This is a genomic window from Bordetella sp. MIP270_01_BMS, from assembly GCF_054958705.1.
The window spans coordinates 2,930,381-2,952,270 of the sequence record NZ_CM143297.1 but is presented as its reverse complement, the minus strand read 5'-3'; the positions used below and the strand labels follow the sequence as shown (position 1 = coordinate 2,952,270).

The following is a 21,890-nucleotide window of genomic DNA, read 5'->3' as shown; positions in this document are numbered from 1 at the left end:
TGGCAGTAGGGGTTTCCTGGAAACGCAAAAGCCCGGGGACGGCAAACTGCGCTGTCCCCGGGCAGATGACGCAAGGTTTACTTGACTTCGACCTTGGCGCCAGCTTCTTCCAGCTTCTTCTTGGCGGCTTCGGCGTCAGCCTTGGCCACGGCTTCCTTGACGGGCTTCGGCGCGCCGTCGACCAGGTCCTTGGCTTCCTTCAGACCCAGGCCGGTCAGTTCACGCACAGCCTTGATGACGCTCACCTTGTTGGCGCCGGCTTCGGTCAGCACCACGGTGAATTCGGTTTGCTCTTCAGCAGCAGCAGCGGCGCCACCGGCAGCGGGGGCGGCCACGGCCACGGCGGCGGCAGCAGCCGACACGCCAAACTTCTCTTCCATTTCCTTGATCAGCTCGGACAGCTCGAGCACGGTCATGCCAGCGATGGCGTCAAGGATTTCAGCTTTGTTCAGTGCCATTTTTCAGAACTCCAAAATTGGATAAATGCCAGGTTGGGTGTCGCTCGGTCGTTCAGCGAATTCCACACGCAGAGGCTTACGCCGCTGCCTTCTGGTCGCGCACGGCGGCAAGGCCACGGGCGAACTTGGTGGGAACTTCGTTGAGCGTACGCACGAATTGCGCGATGGGGGCTTGCATGGTGCCCAGCAGTTTCGAGAGCAACTCTTCGCGCGAGGGCATGGTGGCCAAAGCCTTCACGCCTTCTTGGGTCAGCAGGCTGTTGGGCAGGGCGCCCGCCTTGATGACCAGCTTGTCGTTGCTTTTCGCGAAACCTGCGAGGACCTTGGCCGCCGACACCGGGTCTTCGCTGATGCCATAGATCAGCGGACCGGTCAGTTGCTCGGACAACGGCTCGAAAGCCGTGCCGGCAACCGCACGACGGGCCAGCGAGTTCTTGAGAACACGCAGATACACGCCCGATTCACGCGCAGTTTTGCGCAGTACGGTGACAGAGGCGACGTCCAGACCACGGTACTCGGCGATAACAATCGATTGGGCCTTGGCAACGGTTGCCGAGACTTCTTCGATCACCACCGCTTTCTCTTGACGATTGAGACTCACGGTTTGAACACTCCATCAAAAGACGCATGGGGCCTCGAGGCCTTGCGCGTCAACCGAATGCGGCGCCTGGTTGAGTTCTTCGGGTAAAGAAATCTTCCTGGGGACGCCGTCTACGCTGGATCCGGACTAGGTGAGCTCCGGGATTAAGCGGGGCAGCGGCGATGCTGCTGCCGTGCCCTGCTCCAGCGGTCTTTGACAGCAACATCCGGAATCCGGATGCAGCCCAAAGTTCGTTGTTGCCTGCGGCCGATCAGTTGGCCGAAAGAGAAGCTACTTCGACTCGCGCGCCGCCACCCATGGTGGAAGACACAGCAAGCTTGCGCAGGTAAATACCCTTGGCGGCAGCGGGACGAGCCTTTTGAAGGGCGTCGACCAGGGCGGCCAGGTTGGTTTGCAATTGTTCCACGCCAAATGAGGCGCGACCGATGGTGGCGTGAATGATGCCGGCCTTGTCGGTACGGTACTGGACCTGACCGGCCTTGGCGTTCTTCACGGCGGTGACGACGTCGGGCGTCACGGTGCCGACCTTGGGGTTCGGCATCAGGCCGCGGGGGCCCAGGATCTGACCCAGGGTACCCACGACGCGCATCGTGTCGGGCGAGGCAACCACCACGTCGAAATCGATCTGGCCAGCCTTGATGCGCTCGGCCAGGTCATCCAGGCCGACGATGTCGGCGCCGGCGGCGCGAGCTGCCTCGGCCTTTTCGCCCTGGGCGAACACGGCCACGCGGACGCTCTTGCCGGTACCGGCAGGCAACACCACCGAACCGCGCACGAGCTGGTCGGATTTTTTGGGGTCAATGCCCAACTGCACGGCCACGTCGATGGACTCATCAAACTTGGCGGTGGCGGTTTCCTTGACCAGGGTCAGGGCCTCGGTCACCGGATACAGCTTGGTGCGGTCGATTTTCTTCGCGATGGCGGCGGCGCGCTTGGTAATTTTTGCCATGATCAGATCCCCTCAACCGTGATGCCCATGCTGCGGGCGCTGCCAGCGATCGTGCGAACGGCGGCATCCAGATCGGCAGCCGTCAGATCGGGTTCTTTGGTCTTGGCGATTTCTTCGACCTGGGCACGCGTCAGCGTGCCGACTTTATCGGTGTGCGGCTTGGCCGAACCCTTTTGCAAGCCGGCAGCCTTCTTGATGAGGACCGTCGCAGGCGGGGTCTTCATGATGAAGGTGAAGCTCTTGTCGGCGAAAGCGGTGATCACCACCGGAATCGGCAGACCGGGCTCCATGCCCTGGGTCTTGGCGTTGAACGCCTTGCAGAATTCCATGATGTTCAGGCCACGCTGACCAAGCGCCGGGCCAATCGGGGGGGAGGGGTTAGCCTTACCAGCCGGTACTTGCAGCTTGATAAAGCCGACGATCTTCTTCGCCATGCTTTGCTCCTTGCGGGTTCAAACGCCCGCCGCGACGCGACGGGCTCCCCGGGGTTGAAAATCAGGTCTTTTCGACCTGGCTGAAATCGAGCTCGACGGGCGTGGCGCGACCAAAAATGGTGACAGACACACGCACCTTGCTCTTTTCGTAGTTGACTTCTTCGACGTTGCCGTTGAAGTCTGCAAACGGACCTTCTTTCACGCGAACCATCTCGCCCACTTCGAACAGGATCTTGGGGCGGGGTTTCTCGACGCCCTCTTCCATCTGGGAGAGGATCTTCTCGACTTCCTTTTCGGAAATCGGCGTGGGACGGTTGCCCGAGCCCCAGAAAACCGGTGACGCGGTTGGTATTCTTGACCAGGTGCCAGGTTTCGTCGGTGAGGTCCATTTCAACCAGGACATACCCCGGGAAAATGCGACGTTCACTGATGGACTTCTGGCCGCCTTTCATTTCGACGACTTCTTCCGACGGCACCAGGATGCGGCCGAACGACGTCTGCAGGCCCGCGCGCTCAATGCGCTCGTTCAGGGCCTTGTGGACGCTTTTTTCCATGCCTGAATACACATGGACGACATACCAGCGCTTACTCATGCGGCGTCCTTATTTCCAGCCCAACAGCAGGCCGTAGAGTATCCATTCGATGCCCTTGTCGAACAACCACATCAGCAGGCCCGTGACCGCCACGAAGGCGAACACGATGCCGGTCATCTGGGTGGTTTCCTTGCGGGTGGGCCAAGTAACCCGCTTGGTTTCGTTGTACGCCTCGCCACCGAAGGCGATCGTGCGACGCCCAGGTTCGCTGAACCAGGCGATAACGCCGGCAAGCACGAGCCCGCCCACGAACACGCCGATGCGCACGACCATGGGCTGGGCGCTGAGCACCGAAAAACCTACGATGCCAGCAATAACGACAAGAACCGCCAGGCCGAGCTTGACCCGGTCGGTGGTGCTGGTTACGGTTTCTACGCTGGTATTAGACATTTTGCGACGCAGGCCGGCCACGATTGCACGGCTTGCGGTGATCTCCCGGCGGTTTATGAGCGAGCGGGGTTGACGACGATTTGGCCAGGTTGGCCATGGCTTGAGCCAAAAGTGTGGCAGGGGCAGTAGGAATCGAACCTACAACCTTCGGTTTTGGAGACCGACGCTCTGCCAATTGAGCTATACCCCTAAAACGCTTCAAGCGCGCGATGCATGGCAACTTGCGGAACCATACATAGTACTACTTTTTTCACAAATATGGGAAGCAGGCCCATGAAGGGCCGGCTTCCCCGGGCAGATCGCGCTGTTTAGGCGAGGATCTTGGCGACGACGCCGGCGCCGACGGTACGACCGCCTTCACGGATGGCGAAGCGCAGACCTTCTTCCATGGCGATCGGTGCCAGCAGCTTGACCGTCATCGAGACGTTGTCGCCAGGCAGCACCATTTCCTTGTCCTTCGGCAGCTCGATCGAGCCCGTCACGTCCGTCGTACGGAAGTAGAACTGCGGACGATAACCGTTGAAGAACGGCGTATGACGGCCACCTTCTTCCTTGGACAGAATGTACACCTCGGCCGTGAAGTCCGTGTGCGGCGTGATCGAACCCGGCTTGGCCAGCACCTGGCCACGCTCGACGTCTTCACGCTTGGTACCGCGCAGCAGCACCCCAACGTTGTCGCCCGCCTGGCCCTGGTCCAGCAGCTTGCGGAACATTTCCACGCCCGTGCACGTCGTCTTGACCGTCGGCTTGATGCCCACGATTTCGATTTCTTCGCCAACCTTCACAATGCCGCGCTCGACGCGGCCCGTGACCACCGTGCCACGACCCGAGATCGAGAACACGTCTTCAACCGGCATCAGGAACGCACCGTCAACCGCGCGCTCCGGCGTCGGGATGTACGTGTCCAGCGCTTCGGCCAGCTTCAGGATCGCCTGCTCGCCCAGCTCGCCCTTGTCGCCCTCGAGCGCCAGCTTGGCAGAACCCTTGATGATCGGCGTGTCGTCGCCCGGGAAGTCGTACTTCGACAGCAGTTCGCGAACTTCCATTTCCACCAGCTCGAGCAGCTCGGCGTCATCAACCATGTCGGCCTTGTTCAGGAACACGATGATGTACGGCACGCCAACCTGGCGGCTCAGCAGAATGTGCTCACGCGTCTGCGGCATCGGGCCGTCAGCGGCCGAGCACACCAGGATCGCGCCGTCCATCTGCGCCGCGCCCGTGATCATGTTCTTCACATAGTCAGCGTGGCCCGGGCAGTCAACGTGCGCGTAGTGACGGCTTTCCGTCTCGTATTCCACGTGCGACGTGTTGATCGTGATGCCGCGCGCTTTCTCTTCCGGCGCCGCGTCGATCTGGTCGTAGCCGCGGGCTTCCCCGCCGAACTTCGTCGACAACACGGTCGTGATCGCCGCCGTCAACGTCGTTTTGCCGTGGTCAACGTGACCAATCGTACCCACGTTCACGTGCGGCTTGGTACGTTCAAACTTGCCTTTTGCCATGGCTGACTCCTGACCTGGATTGAAGCTTCTGACTAAGAAGAGAACAAAAATTAGTGGTGCCCATGACGCGGATCGAACGCGTGACCTCTCCCTTACCAAGGGAGTGCTCTACCACTGAGCCACATGGGCAAATTCTGGAGCGGGTGAAGGGAATCGAACCCTCGTCGTAAGCTTGGAAGGCTTCTGCTCTACCATTGAGCTACACCCGCGGGCTATCCTTTTCACCACTCGCCCGTATTCTGCAGTGCCCACCGCACAGCGAACCGAGCGGGATAAACCGGGGCCTTACACTGAGAATCCAGGCGAGGCCTGGATTCGGAATATGGGTCTCTGGTGGAGAGGGTTGGATTCGAACCAACGTAGGCGCAAGGCCAACAGATTTACAGTCTGCCCCCTTTAACCACTCGGGCACCCCTCCAGCGGAGAACTAGGGATTATGGACACTTTCAAAATGAATGTCAAATCACCTGCCCGATATTTTTCTAAGCCGCTCAGTACCTGTCGAAAAATTGCTGCAGCACTGACACCTCGGCCGTGAGGGAAAGGCCCAGCATCAGCAGAATGCGGGCTTTCTGAGGGCTCAGTTCGCCCGCAGCGATGAAGTGCGCGGCGTCGTCGTCGATTTCAACGTTGCGTTCCACACTGCCGCTACCCGTGCGGCTGGCCCGAACCACCGCGACGCCGGCCGCGGCGGCGCGCTGCAGGGCCTCGATGACGGCGTCGGTCGCGTTGCCGTCGCCCACGCCGGCCAGCACGATGCCCCGGCACCGCCCCGCCAGGAAATCGATGAGATCAGCGCCCACGTCGACGCCAGCGTGTGCGATGTCGACCCGGGGCCAGTGAGCCGCCTCGAGGGCGTCAAGGTGGAATTCGCTGGCCGTGGAATGCACGGTGCTGTTGCGCGAGTAAAAAGTGGCCTGCGCGCCGCGGATGCGGCCCGCCCTGCCCCGGTTAGGAGACGCGAACGCATTGATCCCCGCGCACGCCACTTTCTGTACTTCACGCGCGTAATGGATGTCTTCATTCATGACGACCAGCGCACCGCGCCCGTGGGCTTCGGGGCTGGCGGCCAGCGCCACGGCGTGATACAGGTTGGCGGGGCCATCGGCGCTAGCGGCCGTTGCCGGGCGCATGGCCCCCACCAGGACTAGCGGCTTGGCGTGGCGGATCACCAGGCTGAGGAAATACGCCGTTTCTTCGAGCGTATCGGTGCCATGGGTCACCACGATACCGTCGACCGTGGAATCGCTGCACAGCGCCTCGATGCGACGTGCCAGGCGGGCCCACACGGCGTGCGACATGTTCTGGCTGCCGACACTGGCCACCTGCTCTGCCCGCAGCCGCGCCAACTGGCCCAGGCCTGGTACCGCCGTCAGAAGTTGGTCGACGTCGATGGCACCGGCCTGATACGACGTTGAACCCTGTCGTGCCTGTGCCCCCGCAATGGTGCCCCCGGTGCCCAGTACCACTATGGTCGGCAGCCGCGTGTCAGGCATCGAGCGCACCGGAAAGCCCCTGGCGCTCGAGCAGCGAGTTCAGGTGTTCCCAACCATGAAAGTCGATGACGAGCTGGCCTTTGTCGCGCGCGCCCACTTTCAGCACCACCCGCGTGCCGAGCTGGTCGGACAAGGCCTCTTCCAGGCGTGCGACGTCGCGTGACGCGCCGGCGCCCTTCTTGCGGGCCGGCGCTTCCGTTTCTTTTGCGGTCTTGGCAACCAGTTTTTCGGCTTCGCGCACCGACAGCCGCCTGGCGATGATCTGGTTCGCCAGCTGGATCTGCATGGCCGCGTCAACGGCCAGCAGCGCTCGGGCATGCCCCATGTCGATATCGCCGGCCAGCAGCATGGTTTGTACGGGGGCCGCCAGGTTCATCAGGCGCAACAGGTTGCTGGTGGCGGATCGCGAGCGCCCGATGGCCTGCGCCGCCTGTTCGTGAGTGAGGCCGAACTCGTCCAGCAGCCGGCGCACGCCCTGGGCCTCTTCGAGCGGATTGAGGTCTTCGCGCTGGATGTTTTCAATCAGCGCCATGACTGCCGCGTTCTCGTCGGCGACCTCGCGCACCAGCACCGGTACCTCTTTCAGCCCAGCCAGCTGCGCGGCCCGAAAACGCCGTTCGCCCGCGATGATTTCGTAGTGGCCGGGACTATCGTCGAGGGCTCGCACGAGTATGGGCTGCATGATGCCCTGCGTACGTATGGATTCGGCCAGTTCGTTCAATGCGCCTTCGTCCATGCGCGTACGCGGCTGATACTTGCCAGCGCGCATTTTCGAGACCGGCAGGGTAGACGGCGGGCCCTCTGCTTTGGTGACAGCCTTTCCTATGGTGTCGATGGCGGGCCCGTCTGCACCGAGCAGGGCGTCCAGCCCGCGGCCCAGACCCTTGGGTTTCTTGGTGGCCATGTCGAGTAATCCTTCCTACAACTTAAAAGTTTTGTGGCGGCCGTCCTGCGGGCCGCTCGCCGGGGCGGCGACCGCGGCTGCTCCCCTTCAAGTGCAAGCTGGAACGATACGCCCTGCCGCCGATACGGAGAACGTGTGGATTACCCCAGCATGCAGGTAAGGGGCTCTGTGCCGGTATCAGTCCATGCTTTCCACGCGTTTCACCATTTCGGCGCCAAAGGCGATGTAGGCCTGCGCGCCCCGCGATGCCTCGTCGTAAACCACGCCGGGCAGTCCATAGCTGGGCGCCTCGGCCAGGCGCACGTTGCGCGGAATGACGGTGGTGAACACCTTGTCGCCGAAATGCGATTCGAGCTGGGCGGACACCTGCTGTTGCAACGTCATGCGCGGGTCGAACATGACCCGCAGCAGTCCGATGAGGCGGAGGTCGCCGTTGATATTGCGGTGCACCCGCTTGATGGTGTTGACCAGGTCGGACAGCCCTTCAAGCGCGAAGTATTCGCACTGCATGGGAATGATTACGCCATGCGCCGCGGCCAGCCCGTTCAGGGTGAGCAGTGACAGCGTGGGCGGGCAGTCGATGAGGATGAAATCGTACTGTGCCGACACTGCGTCTATGGCGGCCCGCAACTGCCGTTCGCGCTCGTCCATGTTGACCAGGTCGATTTCGGCGCCCGACAGTTCACGATTGGCGGGTAAAACATCGTAGCCACCCGATTCGGATCGTACGCGCGCGTCTTCGATGGTGGCGTCGCCTATCAGTACCTGGTACAGGTTCGACTGCAAGGTGCTTTTATCGATGCCACTGCCCATGGTGGCATTACCCTGCGGGTCGAGATCGACCAGCAATACCCGCTTGCCGTGCTTGGCCAGGCCCGCCGCCAAGTTGATGGCGGTCGTGGTCTTGCCGACGCCGCCTTTCTGGTTGGCGATGCAGAAAACGCGGGCGCCGCGCGGACCGGACGAAGTGGTGTTCATAGAGTTCCTTGACTGCGACGCATCCAGATCAGGCAGCGTTGGGCATCCAGCGCCGGGACTTGCAGCGGCTGGATACTATCGACGCGCCAATCACCTTGATCTTGCAGGGCTTGAATCTCGTCGTGCGGGACCTTCCCTTTCATGGCGACGAGGGTACCATCGTTGCGCACATGGCGACCGGCCAGCGACGCGAAATCGTTGAGCGAAGCGAACGCCCGAGAAATGACGACGTCGCACTCGGCGGGCGGCAATTGCTCGACGCGAGTGTGCAGGGCGCGCAAGTTCGCAAGCGACAATGCGCCGGACATCTGGCGGACGAAAGCGGTTTTCTTTTCCACTGCATCGATGCAACTGACTTCCCAATGCGGCCGCATGATGGCCAGCACCACTCCCGGCAGGCCGCCGCCCGACCCGACGTCATACAGGCGAGCCGGCGCATCGGGCGACAAGACCCTGCTCAACGGTTCGACCACGCTCAGGCTGTCGAAGAGGTGCTGCACGAGCATCTGCTGCGGATCGCGTATGGCCGTGAGGTTGTACGTGCGGTTCCAGCGCTGCATCTGCTCGAGATAACCCAACAGCTTTTGTTCCTGCGCAGGGCTCATCTGCAGGCCCAGGCTCGCGCCGGCCTGCTGCAAAAGGGGCAACAGGTTTGCGATGGCTGCCGCGCTCATGCGGCGCGCTGGCGCGTGCCGTAGTGCAGGCGCTTCAGATGGATGAGCAGCAGCGAGATGGCTGCGGGGGTCACGCCCGAAATGCGGGCAGCCTGCCCAATGGTTTCGGGGCGATGGGTCTTGAGCTTTTGCCGGACTTCGAACGACAGGCTGCTGACTGCGTCGTAATCGATGTCGGCGGGTATGCGCTGCTGTTCGTGTGCAAGGTGTTTTTGCACTTCATCTTGCTGGCGAGCGATATAGCCCGCGTATTTCACCTGGATTTCAACCTGCTCGGCGAGCACGTCATCTTGTACGACGCCGGGGCCGGCCAGCAGGCTGCCGTCGGGATTGCGGACTTGCATCAGCGATTCGTATGACACCGCGGGGCGCTTGAGCAAATCTGATAGTGAGTACTCACGTTCAATCGCCCTGCCGAGGAGGGGCTCGGCCACCTCTACCGGCAGGCTACGAGGGCTGACCCAAGTTGACTTCAGGCGTTCGACTTCGGCCGCCACGGCATCGCGCTTGCGGCTGAATGCTTCCCAGCGTGCATCATCCACCAAGCCCAACTTGCGCCCCACTTCAGTGAGGCGGAGGTCAGCATTGTCTTCGCGCAAGCTAAGCCGATATTCGGCACGGGAAGTGAACATGCGATAGGGCTCGGTGACGCCGCGCGTGACCAAGTCATCAACCAATACTCCCAAATAGGCTTCGTCGCGCCGGGGCGTCCACAATTCACGCCCGAGGGCCTGCAAGGCTGCGTTCGCCCCTGCCAGCAGCCCCTGCGCGCCCGCTTCTTCGTAGCCGGTGGTTCCGTTGATCTGGCCAGCGAAATAAAGACCCTGGATGGCTTTGGTTTCAAGCGTGCTTTTCAGTGCGCGCGGATCGAAGTAGTCATACTCAATGGCGTAGCCTGGCCGCAAAATGTGGGCGTTCTCTAATCCGGGCAGAGAATGGATCAGGTCCAACTGCACGTCAAACGGAAGGCTGGTAGAGACGCCGTTGGGATAGACCTCGTGCGTATCCAGGCCTTCGGGCTCCAGAAATACCTGGTGCGATGCCTTGTCAGCAAAGCGGTGGATTTTGTCTTCTATCGACGGGCAATAACGCGGCCCGACGCCCTCGATCACGCCGCTATACATAGGCGACCGGTCAAGCCCGGCGCGAATGATGTCATGCGTACGCGCATTGGTATGGGTAACCCAGCAGGGCAGTTGCTGGGGATGCAGCCCCGCGTGACCCATGAACGAAAACACAGGTATCGGGTCCAGGTCTCCCGGCTGGCGTTCCAGCACGCTGTAGTCAATGGTTCGGCCATCAATACGGGGCGGTGTGCCGGTCTTCAACCGGCCCTGAGGCAACTTAAGTTCCTTCAGCCGTTGACCCAAGGAATTTGCTGGCGGATCGCCGGCGCGGCCTCCGGAGTAATTCTGTAGACCTACATGAATCAGTCCGTTGAGGAATGTGCCCGCAGTCAAGACCACCGAGCGGGCCCGGAACTTCAATCCGATCTGCGTGACGGCCCCCACTACCCGATCTCCCTCAACCATGAGATCGTCAACGGCCTGCTGGAAAATCCATAGATTCGTCTGGTTCTCCAGCCGGGTGCGTATCGCCTTCCGGTACAGTACGCGATCGGCTTGCGCGCGGGTTGCGCGCACCGCAGGCCCCTTGGAGCCATTCAAGATTCGAAACTGAATCCCGGCTTCGTCGGTGGCAATAGCCATTGCGCCACCCAAGGCGTCGATCTCTTTGACCAAATGCCCTTTTCCGATTCCGCCGATGGAGGGGTTGCACGACATCTGCCCCAATGTTTCGATGTTGTGCGTGAGGAGCAAGGTCTTGGCGCCAACGCGGGCCGCGGCTAGCGCGGCCTCGGTGCCGGCATGTCCGCCACCGACCACAATGACGTCAAATTCGTGCGGATAATCCATGGTAAAAGCAGAAGAAAGAGCTGGTTGACGTGCATTATAGAGTCTGCGCGCGTGATGTTTCACGTGAAACCCCGACGGAGTTGAAACGGCACGCGTCACGCTTCGCACTGTTTCACGTGGAACAGTGGCCCCCTCGAACCGGGCGCGGTGCAAGGCGTAGGGCTTTTTAGGATATTGGGATCGTATGGGTCCTTCCGCATATAGCGTCGGAAACCCGCGCCGCCATAGCAATCCAAGCCCTTATGGGCGAACGAGTCTCCGGGCGGATCGCTTCCGAGGTTGTTCCACGTGAAACAATACCCACGGTACTCCTACCCACGAGTAAGCGAAAAGCGACGCGCGCGATACTGAAGGCCGGGCGCTCTGCCCGATATCGACCCGCCAAGCCGATACCCCAGCTTGAAGAAATTGCAAGCGCGGGGAACATACCGCCTGATCCCAATCTATGCCGCACGACGCGTGTCGCGGCAGGGGATCCGCAGCCGAGCCACAAGCGGACCCCGCCTGAGCACCGGAAAGGTACGAGGGCCGTAGATGAGTGTCGCGCGACCAGCGGCGAACGACCGTACTGGTCGGTCTAACGCTTAGGTGCCGATACTAGTACCTAGACCCAGCCCCCGAGATCACTTTGGCACACTCACCACCACCGCGGCACGGCGGGGCGCGCCGAGGACGTCGTGGCCTGCCGGATACCGGGCGACCGCTGGCTCGCCGGCGCCAGCCTGCATCGGCCGATCGCCCAATAAAGCCCCAACGGAAACGCCCTCTTCGGCGTCACCGCCGGGACGGCGCTCTGGCGATGGAAGACCGCACCTGCGCGCCCGACCACACGACCGTTCGCCGGCCCTTGAACCAGCTCGGTCTGGCGTCCGGGCGTAGTTTGGACCGTCATAGCCAGGATGGCGTTCCCACGCTGATCGCCCAATACATCCAGCATGGCTGCGCGGCCTGGAGAATGACCTGTACCAGGGACTGTGAGATCCCGTTGGCCAGCCGAGGCATGCATGACGCGCCGGTTCCGGAGAGCGAGACCGTCTATTCGCACCCCCAGTCGCTGCCGGCAGGGTGGGTGGCTTGCGGCTTTTTCCTACCGCGTGTCAACATTTGGCCTGCGCCAGGCAAGCTATCCGCCCGAGCTAGAAAGGCCGCAGGTCATGGCTGTAGCGCTGCAGTCCTGCTCACTCATTCGTCGGGTGCACTCCCAGGGGCGCGGCGCCGGCAGAATCACGACCAGACCACTACCCGCCTCAGGGTAGGCACCCTGCCTCTCAATCCATCGCTGCAAAACAGCGCCACGACGGTGTGCACGCGCCACTCTCGGGTGACACCCGCAGTCGCCGCGCGATAAGAACACCGAGGCGAACTGCGCCCAAGTTCGTCACGGCATCGTGGTTCGCCTCCAGAGTTCATAGCGGCTTGAACGCGACGCTTAGGGGCCTGGGCCCTTCAGGTGAACCGGATTACCTGACAAATGCTGAGCAGCATGTAGGGACGGTCCAGGCTGTAGTGACGCACTTTGGAAACGCCCAAGCGCGGCTTCCTACAGCAATCGTCGAAGAAAACGCCTGGACGTTAATGCCCGTGCGGCTTCGCGGCGATCGAAGGCTTGGAACGCATAAACAGAGCAGACCAGTGGTTGTTGTAGTTTTCCATTACGGCGGTTGCATCAATGGCTCGGGGGTCACCACCTGCAGCACGGTGGTGCCGCATCCATACCCGCTACGCCGTAGCGCGGCCCTCTCGGTTGCGAAGCGTCGCGGGCGGTTCCACTCGCTCTGCGCTGCAACGCCCAAATCTCAACAATAGGGTGCCGGGCACTGGCCTCGTGACGCAGGACGCGTCGCCATCGCTTTATCCGCCGCCGTCGCAGTGTTCCACGTGAAACACTCGCAAATGAGTTTCCTGGTCGGGAGGAAAAAGGTGGATATGCGCACGCGCCCGCATCGGCAGGGCAGCGTTGAAAGTCGACCACGCGACGCCTCGCCCCGAGGAGATATTCACAGGAGAGGAACGGTGCCGCGCGCGCAACGTTCCGCCGAGCAGAGCGCTATACAACCTGGGGATATCTTTGTGCACAAGTCCAGAGCAGATACCGCAGCGCAGCAGCGCAACGCCGCCGTGGAGTTGAAGCGATAGACCGAACCCGACCCCAATTAACGGCAGTTACGCTGTTAAGTGCCGGAAATCATGACGTTTTTTGGAATAACAACATTTTGGCGATATGCGGCCATGCAGCAGACGGATGCGCCGATATCACATCGTTTAACGGCGATCCCGCCCTGTGCAAAACTATTTCAAACTTTCCCCGGGTCGAACCGCGATCTGCGCCGTCACCTGCACTGAGCGCAGCTCTCATGGTATCTATGCACAAAGTTATCCCCAGATTTACGCACATAGGGGAAGGACAGCGGAAGGCACAAACAACAACGCCCCGACAGCGGAGCGCAGCGGGACGTTGCAGCCAGGCCTGACCTGGCATACGGGAAATCGGGATTTCCCGACTTAAAGCGGGCGAATTTCGGCCGCTTGAGGTCCTTTCGGACCATCCTTGACTTCGAATTCGACTTCCTGGCCCTCGTTCAGGCTACGGTATCCGCGCCCCTGGATTGCCGAGAAATGCGCAAACACATCGGTACCGCCGGCGTCCGGCGTAATGAAGCCGAAACCCTTGTCGGCGTTGAACCACTTGACCTTGCCCTTCTGAACCATTTGTATAGCGTCCTGGTAAATATGAGAGTGCGAGTGAATCAAGGACGCCAACGCGCATAAAGGCCTGTGCAACACTTGAATCGACTGCGAAAGTCAGCATACTCACGCGTCTTGTGCTTAACAAATAGTTGTTTACCCCTATGTGGCTTTTTCCCCAAGCGTCGCCTTCGGCGATATGCGGGGCATGTGGCGGCGCAATGGGCCCGGTTAGTGGGATACTTACGCGTTCTCTTACTCCCCTAAACGCCGTATCTTCACGCCATGATCCGATCCAAGTTGCCAGACGTCGGCACGACCATTTTCACCGTCATGAGCCGCCTGGCCATTGAACATCAGGCCATCAACCTTGGGCAGGGCTTTCCTGATTTCAATCCCGATCCCCGCTTGTGCGAGCTGGTGACCCGCGCCATGAGCGCCGGCCACAACCAATACCCGTATATGCCCGGCGTTGCGCCGCTGCGCCAGGCCATTGCCGACAAAACCCAGGCACTGTACGGGCACGCTTACGACCCCGAGACCGAGATCACCGTGACAAGCGGCGCCACTGAAGCCCTGATGGCCACGGTGCTCGCGGCGGTGAACAGCGGTGACGAGGTAGTGGTCATCGAGCCATGCTTCGATTCGTACCTGCCCGCCATACGGCTGGCCGGCGGCACCGCGGTGCCCGTGCCCCTGCGCGCACCGACAGCTGAGGACCCTTACCACCGCATCGACTGGCAACGGGTGCGCGACGCCATTACGTCGCGAACACGGCTGCTGATGCTGAACTTTCCCCATAACCCGACGGGCGCCATTCTGGACGACAGCGATCTCGACGCGCTGGAAACCATCGTGCGCGAAACAGGGGTGCTGCTGCTGTCGGATGAAGTGTATGAACACATCGTGTTCGACGGACGCCCCCATGCCAGCCTGGCGCGACGGCCGTTGTTGGCTGAACACGCGTTCGTGATCTCGTCGTTCGGCAAGACTTATCACACCACCGGCTGGAAAATCGGCTACTGCTGCGCGCCCAGGCAATTGAGCGCCGAGGTGCGCAAGGTGCACCAGTTTATGGTGTTCACCGTGTCTTCGCCCATGCAGTTTGCCTTGGCCGAGTACATGCAGGATCCACGGCCATACCTGGAGTTGCCCGCTTTCTACCAGGCCAAGCGAGACCGGCTGGCGGCCGGCCTGGCAAGCACACGATTCAAGCCCTTGCCCAGCCCCGGGACGTTTTTCATGCTGGCAGACTACAGCGACATATCTTCAAAGTCGGAAGCGGACTTTTCGCGTGAACTGACTGAACAACATGGCGTCACGGTGATCCCGGTGTCGGCTTTTTATCAGCGGCCGGATGCCCCCGAGTCCAACCACCAGTTGGTGCGGTTCTGCTTTGCCAAGAAAGATGCCACGCTGGACGAGGCGATTGAACGACTGGCGGCGGTATAAAAAAAGGGCCAGATGATCTCATCTGGCCCCAATAAAATGGCGGGATCAGGATGCCGCTTTTTGCGCCTGTCGCTTTGAGCGTATCCGGCGCAACGTCTGCGGCACAATGACCACCGCCACGGCGGCAATCCACAAGCCTATCGATACCGGGCTGCTGAACAGCACGGACAGCTCCCCATTCGTGATCGACAAGGCCCGTCGCAGGTTCTGTTCCATCATGTCGCCCAACACGACACCCAGTACCAGTGGCGCCATCGGCACACCGAATTTGCGCAAGTAATAGCCCAGCGCGCCTATGCCCACCGCCATCATCAGGTCGAATGTTCCCGAGTTGATGGCATACACCCCGATAAAGCTGATGCCGAGAATCCCGGGAACCATCAGCCAACCGGGCACCGACAACACCTTCGAGAATATCCGCACCATGGGCACATTCATCAAGAACAACATCACGTTTGCGATGAACAGCGACGCAATCAGGCCCCACACCAGTTCGGGCTTGGTGTCGAACAGCACAGGGCCCGGCGTGATGTTGTAGAGCGTGAGCGCGCCCATCATGACCGCGGTGGTGCCCGAGCCCGGTACCCCCAGCGTCAACATGGGCACGAAAGAACCTATGGCCGACGCAGTAGCCGCCGATTCCGGCGCCACGAGGCCCCGCATATCGCCCTTGCCAAACTTTGCGTCGGGATCGCGGTTTTCGATGATGCGTTTCTCCTGCGAATACGCCACTGCGGCAGCCACGCTGGCGCCTGCGCCCGGCAGGACGCCCACGCCGAAACCCACCAGGGAACTACGTCCGATACTACCGGCTGTGAAGGCCAGCTCTTTCAGGTTGAACAACTTGCGACCACTGGACTTGACCTCGACGCTGTGGCCGGCGGTGACCTTTTCCAGCATTTCAAGCATTTCAGCCACCGCGAACAATGCGATGACCACCACCACGAAATCGATCCCGTCTGCCAGATGCACCGAGTCGAAGGTGTAGCGGTATACGCCTGAATTCGAATCCACACCTATCACCGAAATGCCCAGGCCTATCATTGCCGCGAGCACGCCCTTGATCGGCTGCTGCCCCAGCAGGCTGGTCAGGCAGCAGAACGCAAAGACCATCAGCACGAAGTATTCGGCCGGCCCGAATGCGAGCGCCCATTGCGCCAGCAGGGGCGCGAGCAGGATGATGCCGGTGACAGACACGATGGCGCCGCAGAAGGCGGAAGCGGCGGACAATGACAGCGCCACGTTGGCCATGCCCTGGCGAGCCAGCGGGTAGCCGTCGAGCGTGGTCATGATGGCACTGGCTTCGCCAGGCACGTTGAGCAGGATGGACGTGATGCGGCCGCCGTACTCGGCGCCCACATACACCGCGGCCAGCAGAATCAAGGCCGTCTCAGGCGGTAGATTCATGGCAAAGGCGATCGGTAACAGCATCGCCACGCCGTTGATGGGGCCCAGGCCGGGCAGCACGCCAACCATCGTTCCAATGAACGAACCAATGGCGGCCACGAGAAGATTGGTCAGCGAAAACGCAACGCCGAAACCGATGGAAAGGTGATCGATGATGCCGCTCACAACAGATCTCCCAGCAGGCCGACGGGCAGCACCACATCGAGCACCGTGTCAAACAACACGAAAAAGAAAACTCCCATGATCAGGCCGCCCGCCGTACATTTGAGCCAGCCGCCGCCGAAGAGCCGCCCGACCAAGACCGTCATCAAGGCCGTGGCGAGGATGAACCCCAGCCACTGAAACAGAAACGCATAAGCAGCGGCCACCAGTACCATGAGGGCGATCCGCGAATTGGCGGCGGCCGAGTTCGCTTCGATGGGATTTCCCCCTTTTACGGCCAACCGCAGGCCACACAGCCCAATCATGCAGGCAATCAGCATGGGAAAAGCCCGCGGCCCGACAGGCTCGTAGGCGAAGGGAGCTTCGATGTCCCATCCGGCCCACGTCATGAGGGCGGCCAGGACCAGGGCTGCAATGCCCAAGGTACGATCATTCATGATCCGGTTCCAGGATTCGATTGCCACGGCGACGGGCGCTCACGCGCCGCGGCGTGGGGGACAGGGGCGGCGAATGCCGCCCGCCCTGCGTTACTTCTTGATGAGGCCGAAGCTGTCGGCCAGTTCGTGGTATGTCTTCACGCGTTCTTTGACGTAGGCGTCGAGCTCGGCGCCGGTCTTGCTGAACGGGAACAGGCCCTGCTGTTCGCGCAGCTTGGCGTATTCAGGCGAGGCCATGGTTTTGTTGAATGCGTCGACCCAGAATTGGTAGTCTTTGTCGGACACTTTCGGGCCCACATAGAAACCGCGAATGATCGGCCATTCGATGTCATACCCCTGCTCTTTGGCGGTAGGAACGGAATTCAACTTCCCGGGCAGGCGCTCGTTGTTGAACACGGCAAGCACCCGGATCGGCGCACCGCCTTCGAGCATGGTGAACGCTTCGGCGGCGTCGCCCATATAGGCCTGTATGTGACCGCCGCGCAACGCCGTGACGGCTTCGCCCCCGCCTTCGAATGCGACGAAGCGCATTTTGCGGAAATCGACCCCGGCTGCCTTTGCAGTCAGGGCAGCTTTCATCCAGTCCTGGCTGCCGACAGTGCCGCCGGCGCCCAGCACGATCTTGGTGGGGTCTTTCTTGAAAGCCTCCATGAGGCTCTTCAAGTCGGTGTACGGCGAATCGTTGCGCACCACGGCCACGCCGTAGTCCGTGCCGATGCCAGCCAGCCAGCGCACGTCATCGACGTTGTATTTGCCGAACTTGCCTTGGGCCAGGTTCAGCAGCGAGCCCCCTGAAAATGCCACGATGGTGCCGGGCTCGTCGGGGTGCTGCGCGACGATGTTGTTGTACGCCACCGCGCCAATGCCGCCGGGCATGTAGACGATGCGCATGGACTCTTTCAGGGCGCCGCTCTGCTTGAGCCCCTCTGTGGCAAGACGGCAGGTCAGGTCGAAACCGCCGCCCGGTTGTGCCGGCGCTATGCATTCAGGACGCCGGGGCTCGTCGGCCGCCTGGGCCGTCATGCCCATGATCAGCGCACATGCGCCAAGTACCGCCGCCAGGCGGGCTTTCAAAGAGGATTGCATCGCGGTCTCCGTGAATCGCTTTTTAAAAGTAGTGACTAGCGGCCGCCACCATTCGAGGGGTCGAGCCACGGACCTAACCGTACTCAATCCAGGCTTTCCGGAACCTTTCAGAATCAGGCTATTTTGTGCCGCAGCGCAGCATTGGGGAAAAAAGCCAGGGTAAATACTAATGCCGCGCGCAGCCCGGATTGCGGCGTTCGATTCTCGAGCAGCATCCTGCCGCCGTGGATTTCAATGATGGTGCCCACGATCGCCAGGCCCAGACCGGCTCCGGGCTTGTTCTTGCCGGCCGCGCCCCGTCGGAAGCGCACGCTGGCGCGCGCAATGTCTTCGGGCAGCATGCCGGGGCCTGAATCTTCGACCGTGACCCGGGCGTAGCGCTCATCGGCGTAAACGCGCACGGTCACCTGGCTGCCATGCGGGGAGTAGCGGATGGCGTTGTCCACCAGGTTGCTCAAGGCCTCACGCAGCAGCCAGTCAATACCCTGGATGTACACCGGCCGGCTGGACGCCTCGAGACCCAGGTCGAGCTTGCTGGCGCGAGCGGCGGGCAGCAGACTTCGGATCACGCCTTCCGCGAGCGCCGCCAGGTCTACCGGCTGGGGGGCAAGCCCGCCTTCGGCCAGGGAAGCGTCTTTAGCGCGCGCCAGCGCCAGCATCTGGTTGGTGGTGCGTACCGCACGGTCCAGCCCTTCTTGCATCGCCAGGAGCGCTGTACGGACCTCGTGAGGGTCTGTTTCGCGAAGGGCGTAGGCCGTCTGGGTGCGCAACACCGATAGCGGAGTGCGCAATTGGTGCGAGGCGTCGTCAAGGAACTGCCGCTGCAGCCTCGCCTGGGCAGCAAAACGGGCCATGTGGAGATTTACGGCGTCGACCAAGGGGGTGACCTCCCCTGGGATGTCTGGAGCCTCTACGGGGCTTAAATCGTCTGGAGACCGCCGCTCGACTTCCTGGCGCAGCCGTTCGAGGGGCCGGACAGCCATGAAGACGCTCCAGACGACCACCAGCACCACGATGGCGATCACCACGACATCGCGTTCCAGCGCGCGCACCAGGGCACGCTGCAGGAAGTCCTGGCGGGATTCCAGAGTTTCTGCCACCTGGACGATGACGCGCCCGCCCCGGTTGTTGTACAGGGGGGGATCCATGGGACGGGCCAGTGCCCCCACACGCAGCGGAACCCCCTGGTAGTCGGCATAGAAGAACTGCGGCTGCCCCGAAACCAGCGGCTGCCTCGGCATGGGCAGGCCCGGACTGCCTATCTCGGCCAGGCCATCTTCGGTAGCCACGCGGTAATACACGCTGCCATTGGCCGTGAGCTCGAAAAATTCCAGCATCAGGTAGGGCTGCTCCATCGAAAGCCCGCCGCTGGCTGTGGATATGTTGTGGTCGATGGAACGAAGAGCGCCTGACAGAGAGCGGTCGTATGCGAGGTCGACCTGGTTGCGCAGCTGGTTGTTGGACAGCCACAGCGCGACCAGCATGATGCAGACCAGGGCCGGTATGAGCCACCACAGCAGCAGCGATTTCAGCGTGTGGGGCCGTGCCGACCTGAACCACCGACCAAGGCTAGCCTTCAAGAACTGCCTCCAGGCTGTAACCCATGCCTCGCAGGGTGACGATCTGTACGCCGGTGTCCGCCAGTTTTTTGCGCAAACGATGAACCAGTACTTCGATGGCTTCCAGGTTGATGTCGGAATCGTCTGTCTGGATGCGGTCGAGAATCTGTTGCTTGTTGATGGGCTCGCCGCTGCGTTGGATAAGGACGCGCAACACGGCGTGTTCGCGAGGTGACAGTTGCAAAGCCTGGCCGCGCACGGTGAACCGCTGCGCGGACGTATCAAGCACCAGGTCGCCCAGCGCCAGCCGGGGGTGTTCGCGACCGCGGCTGCGTCGTATCAATGCCGTGAGCCGTGCCTCGAGTTCCTCGAGGACAAACGGCTTGGGCAGGAAGTCATCGGCGCCCTCGTGCAACGTTCCCACCCTTTCGGCCAGGGAATCGCGGGCTGTGAGCACCAGGACTGGCGTGCGGTCGTCGCGGGCGCGAATTTTCGATAGCAGCGTATGCCCGTCCATGCCGGGCAGGCCCAGGTCGAGGATGACGGCGTCGAATTCCTCGACGGCGAGCCGGCGTTCGGCGATCAGCCCATCGTCAGCCCATTCGACCACGAATCCGGCATGGCGGGCCAGGCTGCGCGAGAGCCATTTCGCCAGTTCGGCTTCGTCTTCAATCAGCAGGATACGCATGGTTGGAATTGTGGCACTGGTGGCCGCTGGGAAGACATAGATGTTTTTTCTCTTCTTTCTTCTATATATAAAGACTAATGATTAATAAGGGCTGTGGATAACTGCATCAACTCATTAAAACCCATAATTTTCAACAGTTTGCAGGCGTTTTTGCCTGTGCATCAGTTCTGTGTGGAATCTTGGACCAACTTGAACAACTTTTCAGCCGGTCTCAGAAGCCGCGGTTGTTCAGTCGCGGTCCACATGCTGTACACAGCAACCCGTCCTAGAGGTTATCCACAGGCCGGTTTCGCGGTTTGACCCTCGAAAACCACCGGGTGAACACTCACTTACAGACAGGAATCAGGGCGCAAGAAATGGGCTTCTTGCGCCCTAATTCTGCTCTACATTGGATGCTACGCCGTTGAAGGATGCCACCATGGACACGCCAGGATCCCTTGCCGACTATAAAACCGATGACGCCCGCTGGGCGGCCGTCTGCGCGCGCGACTCGGGGGCAGATGGCCACTTTGTTTACGCGGTGCGCACCACTGGTGTTTACTGTCGGCCGAGCAGTTCCGCACGGTTGCCGCGTCGCGAGAATGTCTGCTATTTCTCCACCGCGCAGGAGGCGGAAGCCGCAGGGTTCCGCCCCAGCCTGCGCGCGGCCAGCGACCGCAGTACCGTGGCCAGGCATCGCGCGCAGCGGGTGGCCCAGGCCTGCCGTTATATCGAAGAAGCAGAGCAGGCACCGGATCTTGCGGCGGTGGCAGCCCGGGTGGGCTTGAGCCCCTACCATTTCCATCGCCTGTTCAAGGCGGAAACCGGCCTGACACCCAAGGCCTACGCGAATGCCCACCGTGCGCGCCGCCTGCGCGACGAACTTTCTGGCGCGTCCACTGTGACCCAGGCGATCTACGATGCAGGCTTCAATTCGAACAGTCGTTTTTATGAGGCTTCCGCCGGATTGCTGGGCATGCGGCCCAGCGACTACAAAGCCGGCGGACCCAATACCGACATATGGTTTGCGGTAGGGGAATGCAGCCTGGGGTCCATCCTGGTGGCCTGCAGCGAGCGCGGCCTCTGCGCCATTGCTCTGGGCGACGATCCCGACGTTTTGGTCCGGGAAGTGCAGGACCGGTTTCCCCAGGCCCGGTTGTGCGGGGGCGACCCGGGTTTCGAACGGCTCGTCGCTGAGGTGGTCGGGGCGGTCGAAGCGCCGGCATTGGGGGTGAACCTGCCATTGGATGTGCGCGGTACTGCGTTCCAGCAGCGAGTGTGGCAGGCGCTGCGCGCCATTCCTGCCGGGGCCACCACCAGTTATGCCGAGATCGCCCGACGCATCGGCGCACCCAAAGCCGTACGCGCAGTGGCACAGGCCTGCGGTGCGAATCCATTGGCAGTGGCCATTCCATGCCACCGCGTCGTCAGGCGCAATGGCGATCTGTCCGGATATCGCTGGGGCGTCGAGCGCAAGCGCGAATTGTTGGAACGTGAAGCCCTGGCGTCAGATTCGGCGCATCCGGCGCGCTGACGGCGCCAT

Annotated in this window: 19 protein-coding genes, 4 tRNA genes and 1 pseudogene; 2 read left to right on the top strand and 22 right to left on the bottom strand. The window is 61.6% G+C overall.

Annotated features, from left to right (window positions below; all coding sequences use genetic code 11):
• Positions 1-77 precede the first annotated feature (77 nt).
• From rplL to ACV17W_RS13725, 17 genes and pseudogenes are all read right to left on the bottom strand, one after another.
• A complete protein-coding gene (gene rplL, locus ACV17W_RS13805) occupies positions 78-458 on the bottom strand; it encodes a 50S ribosomal protein L7/L12 (protein WP_013397031.1) in 381 nt (126 codons plus the stop codon).
• Positions 459-534: 76 nt separating this feature from the next.
• On the bottom strand, positions 535-1,059 hold the full coding sequence (gene rplJ, locus ACV17W_RS13800; RefSeq protein ID WP_462592911.1) for a 50S ribosomal protein L10: 525 nt from the start codon (positions 1,057-1,059) through the stop codon (positions 535-537).
• A 250-nt stretch (positions 1,060-1,309) separates the two neighbouring features.
• Complete coding sequence (rplA, locus tag ACV17W_RS13795) at positions 1,310-2,008, bottom strand: 50S ribosomal protein L1 (RefSeq protein ID WP_462592910.1); 699 nt, start codon at positions 2,006-2,008, stop codon at positions 1,310-1,312.
• 2 nt (positions 2,009-2,010) lie between these two features.
• Positions 2,011-2,442 carry a 50S ribosomal protein L11 gene (gene rplK, locus ACV17W_RS13790; RefSeq protein WP_462592909.1) on the bottom strand — a complete coding sequence of 144 codons (432 nt, stop codon included), beginning with the start codon at positions 2,440-2,442 and terminating at the stop codon, positions 2,011-2,013.
• 61 nt (positions 2,443-2,503) lie between these two features.
• Positions 2,504-3,035 (bottom strand): annotated as a pseudogene (gene nusG, locus ACV17W_RS13785) (transcription termination/antitermination protein NusG).
• 9 nt (positions 3,036-3,044) lie between these two features.
• Positions 3,045-3,425 (bottom strand): preprotein translocase subunit SecE, encoded by a 381-nt coding sequence (secE, locus tag ACV17W_RS13780; RefSeq protein WP_462592908.1) that lies wholly within the window; start codon positions 3,423-3,425, stop codon positions 3,045-3,047.
• A gap of 114 nt (positions 3,426-3,539) precedes the next feature.
• Positions 3,540-3,615 (bottom strand) — tRNA-Trp (locus tag ACV17W_RS13775).
• A gap of 118 nt (positions 3,616-3,733) precedes the next feature.
• Positions 3,734-4,924, bottom strand: coding sequence for an elongation factor Tu (gene tuf, locus ACV17W_RS13770; RefSeq protein WP_462592907.1), 1,191 nt, complete (start codon positions 4,922-4,924; stop codon positions 3,734-3,736).
• Positions 4,925-4,978: 54 nt separating this feature from the next.
• Positions 4,979-5,053 (bottom strand) — tRNA-Thr (locus ACV17W_RS13765).
• A gap of 6 nt (positions 5,054-5,059) precedes the next feature.
• Positions 5,060-5,133, bottom strand: a tRNA-Gly gene (locus ACV17W_RS13760).
• Between the two features lie 122 nt (positions 5,134-5,255).
• Positions 5,256-5,342, bottom strand: a tRNA-Tyr gene (locus tag ACV17W_RS13755).
• A gap of 73 nt (positions 5,343-5,415) precedes the next feature.
• Positions 5,416-6,420 (bottom strand): asparaginase, encoded by a 1,005-nt coding sequence (locus tag ACV17W_RS13750; RefSeq protein WP_462592906.1) that lies wholly within the window; start codon positions 6,418-6,420, stop codon positions 5,416-5,418.
• Complete coding sequence (locus ACV17W_RS13745; RefSeq protein WP_462592905.1) at positions 6,413-7,324, bottom strand: ParB/RepB/Spo0J family partition protein; 912 nt, start codon at positions 7,322-7,324, stop codon at positions 6,413-6,415. The genes ACV17W_RS13750 and ACV17W_RS13745 overlap by 8 nt, the downstream gene beginning before the upstream one ends.
• 177 nt (positions 7,325-7,501) lie before the next feature.
• Positions 7,502-8,302 carry a ParA family protein gene (locus ACV17W_RS13740; protein WP_462592904.1) on the bottom strand — a complete coding sequence of 267 codons (801 nt, stop codon included), beginning with the start codon at positions 8,300-8,302 and terminating at the stop codon, positions 7,502-7,504.
• Positions 8,299-8,976, bottom strand: coding sequence for a 16S rRNA (guanine(527)-N(7))-methyltransferase RsmG (gene rsmG, locus ACV17W_RS13735; protein ID WP_462592903.1), 678 nt, complete (start codon positions 8,974-8,976; stop codon positions 8,299-8,301). Before rsmG ends, ACV17W_RS13740 begins: the two co-directional genes overlap by 4 nt.
• A complete protein-coding gene (gene mnmG / locus ACV17W_RS13730; protein WP_462592902.1) occupies positions 8,973-10,892 on the bottom strand; it encodes a tRNA uridine-5-carboxymethylaminomethyl(34) synthesis enzyme MnmG in 1,920 nt (639 codons plus the stop codon). The genes rsmG and mnmG overlap by 4 nt, the downstream gene beginning before the upstream one ends.
• Before the next feature lie 2,502 nt (positions 10,893-13,394).
• A complete protein-coding gene (locus tag ACV17W_RS13725) occupies positions 13,395-13,601 on the bottom strand; it encodes a cold-shock protein (RefSeq protein WP_094823955.1) in 207 nt (68 codons plus the stop codon).
• A gap of 261 nt (positions 13,602-13,862) precedes the next feature.
• Here ACV17W_RS13725 and ACV17W_RS13720 point away from each other — a divergent pair, with 261 nt between their 5' ends.
• Complete coding sequence (locus ACV17W_RS13720; RefSeq protein WP_462592901.1) at positions 13,863-15,029, top strand: pyridoxal phosphate-dependent aminotransferase; 1,167 nt, start codon at positions 13,863-13,865, stop codon at positions 15,027-15,029.
• Positions 15,030-15,074: 45 nt separating this feature from the next.
• On the opposite strand, the gene ACV17W_RS13715 is transcribed toward ACV17W_RS13720, so the two are convergent.
• The 5 genes from ACV17W_RS13715 to ACV17W_RS13695 all read right to left on the bottom strand — a co-directional run bounded on the left by ACV17W_RS13715 (position 15,075) and on the right by ACV17W_RS13695 (position 20,368).
• On the bottom strand, positions 15,075-16,601 hold the full coding sequence (locus ACV17W_RS13715) for a tripartite tricarboxylate transporter permease (RefSeq protein WP_462592900.1): 1,527 nt from the start codon (positions 16,599-16,601) through the stop codon (positions 15,075-15,077).
• Positions 16,598-17,035, bottom strand: a complete 438-nt coding sequence (locus ACV17W_RS13710) for a tripartite tricarboxylate transporter TctB family protein (RefSeq protein WP_462596555.1) — start codon at positions 17,033-17,035, stop codon at positions 16,598-16,600. Before ACV17W_RS13710 ends, ACV17W_RS13715 begins: the two co-directional genes overlap by 4 nt.
• A gap of 90 nt (positions 17,036-17,125) precedes the next feature.
• The gene (locus tag ACV17W_RS13705; RefSeq protein WP_462592899.1) at positions 17,126-18,121 is read right to left on the bottom strand and encodes a Bug family tripartite tricarboxylate transporter substrate binding protein; all 996 of its coding nucleotides are present in this window, start codon (positions 18,119-18,121) and stop codon (positions 17,126-17,128) included.
• 113 nt (positions 18,122-18,234) lie between these two features.
• A complete protein-coding gene (locus ACV17W_RS13700; RefSeq protein WP_462596554.1) occupies positions 18,235-19,605 on the bottom strand; it encodes a sensor histidine kinase in 1,371 nt (456 codons plus the stop codon).
• 85 nt (positions 19,606-19,690) lie between these two features.
• Positions 19,691-20,368, bottom strand: a complete 678-nt coding sequence (locus tag ACV17W_RS13695; RefSeq protein WP_462592898.1) for a response regulator — start codon at positions 20,366-20,368, stop codon at positions 19,691-19,693.
• Positions 20,369-20,786: 418 nt separating this feature from the next.
• On the opposite strand from ACV17W_RS13695, the gene ada reads away from it, so the two are divergent.
• A complete protein-coding gene (ada, locus tag ACV17W_RS13690; protein WP_462592897.1) occupies positions 20,787-21,881 on the top strand; it encodes a bifunctional DNA-binding transcriptional regulator/O6-methylguanine-DNA methyltransferase Ada in 1,095 nt (364 codons plus the stop codon).
• Positions 21,882-21,890: the final 9 nt, after the last annotated feature.

Coding starts and splice junctions, on each gene's coding strand:
- rplL (WP_013397031.1), bottom strand. CDS start 458: ATGGCACTGAACAAAGCTGAAATCCTTGACGCCATCGCTGGCATGACC.
- rplA (WP_462592910.1), bottom strand. CDS start 2,008: ATGGCAAAAATTACCAAGCGCGCCGCCGCCATCGCGAAGAAAATCGAC.
- rplK (WP_462592909.1), bottom strand. CDS start 2,442: ATGGCGAAGAAGATCGTCGGCTTTATCAAGCTGCAAGTACCGGCTGGT.
- secE (WP_462592908.1), bottom strand. CDS start 3,425: ATGTCTAATACCAGCGTAGAAACCGTAACCAGCACCACCGACCGGGTC.
- tuf (WP_462592907.1), bottom strand. CDS start 4,924: ATGGCAAAAGGCAAGTTTGAACGTACCAAGCCGCACGTGAACGTGGGT.
- ACV17W_RS13750 (WP_462592906.1), bottom strand. CDS start 6,420: ATGCCTGACACGCGGCTGCCGACCATAGTGGTACTGGGCACCGGGGGC.
- ACV17W_RS13745 (WP_462592905.1), bottom strand. CDS start 7,324: ATGGCCACCAAGAAACCCAAGGGTCTGGGCCGCGGGCTGGACGCCCTG.
- ACV17W_RS13740 (WP_462592904.1), bottom strand. CDS start 8,302: ATGAACACCACTTCGTCCGGTCCGCGCGGCGCCCGCGTTTTCTGCATC.
- rsmG (WP_462592903.1), bottom strand. CDS start 8,976: ATGAGCGCGGCAGCCATCGCAAACCTGTTGCCCCTTTTGCAGCAGGCC.
- mnmG (WP_462592902.1), bottom strand. CDS start 10,892: ATGGATTATCCGCACGAATTTGACGTCATTGTGGTCGGTGGCGGACAT.
- ACV17W_RS13725 (WP_094823955.1), bottom strand. CDS start 13,601: ATGGTTCAGAAGGGCAAGGTCAAGTGGTTCAACGCCGACAAGGGTTTC.
- ACV17W_RS13720 (WP_462592901.1), top strand. CDS start 13,863: ATGATCCGATCCAAGTTGCCAGACGTCGGCACGACCATTTTCACCGTC.
- ACV17W_RS13710 (WP_462596555.1), bottom strand. CDS start 17,035: ATGAATGATCGTACCTTGGGCATTGCAGCCCTGGTCCTGGCCGCCCTC.
- ACV17W_RS13705 (WP_462592899.1), bottom strand. CDS start 18,121: ATGCAATCCTCTTTGAAAGCCCGCCTGGCGGCGGTACTTGGCGCATGT.
- ACV17W_RS13700 (WP_462596554.1), bottom strand. CDS start 19,605: ATGCTGGTCGCGCTGTGGCTGTCCAACAACCAGCTGCGCAACCAGGTC.
- ACV17W_RS13695 (WP_462592898.1), bottom strand. CDS start 20,368: ATGCGTATCCTGCTGATTGAAGACGAAGCCGAACTGGCGAAATGGCTC.
- ada (WP_462592897.1), top strand. CDS start 20,787: ATGGACACGCCAGGATCCCTTGCCGACTATAAAACCGATGACGCCCGC.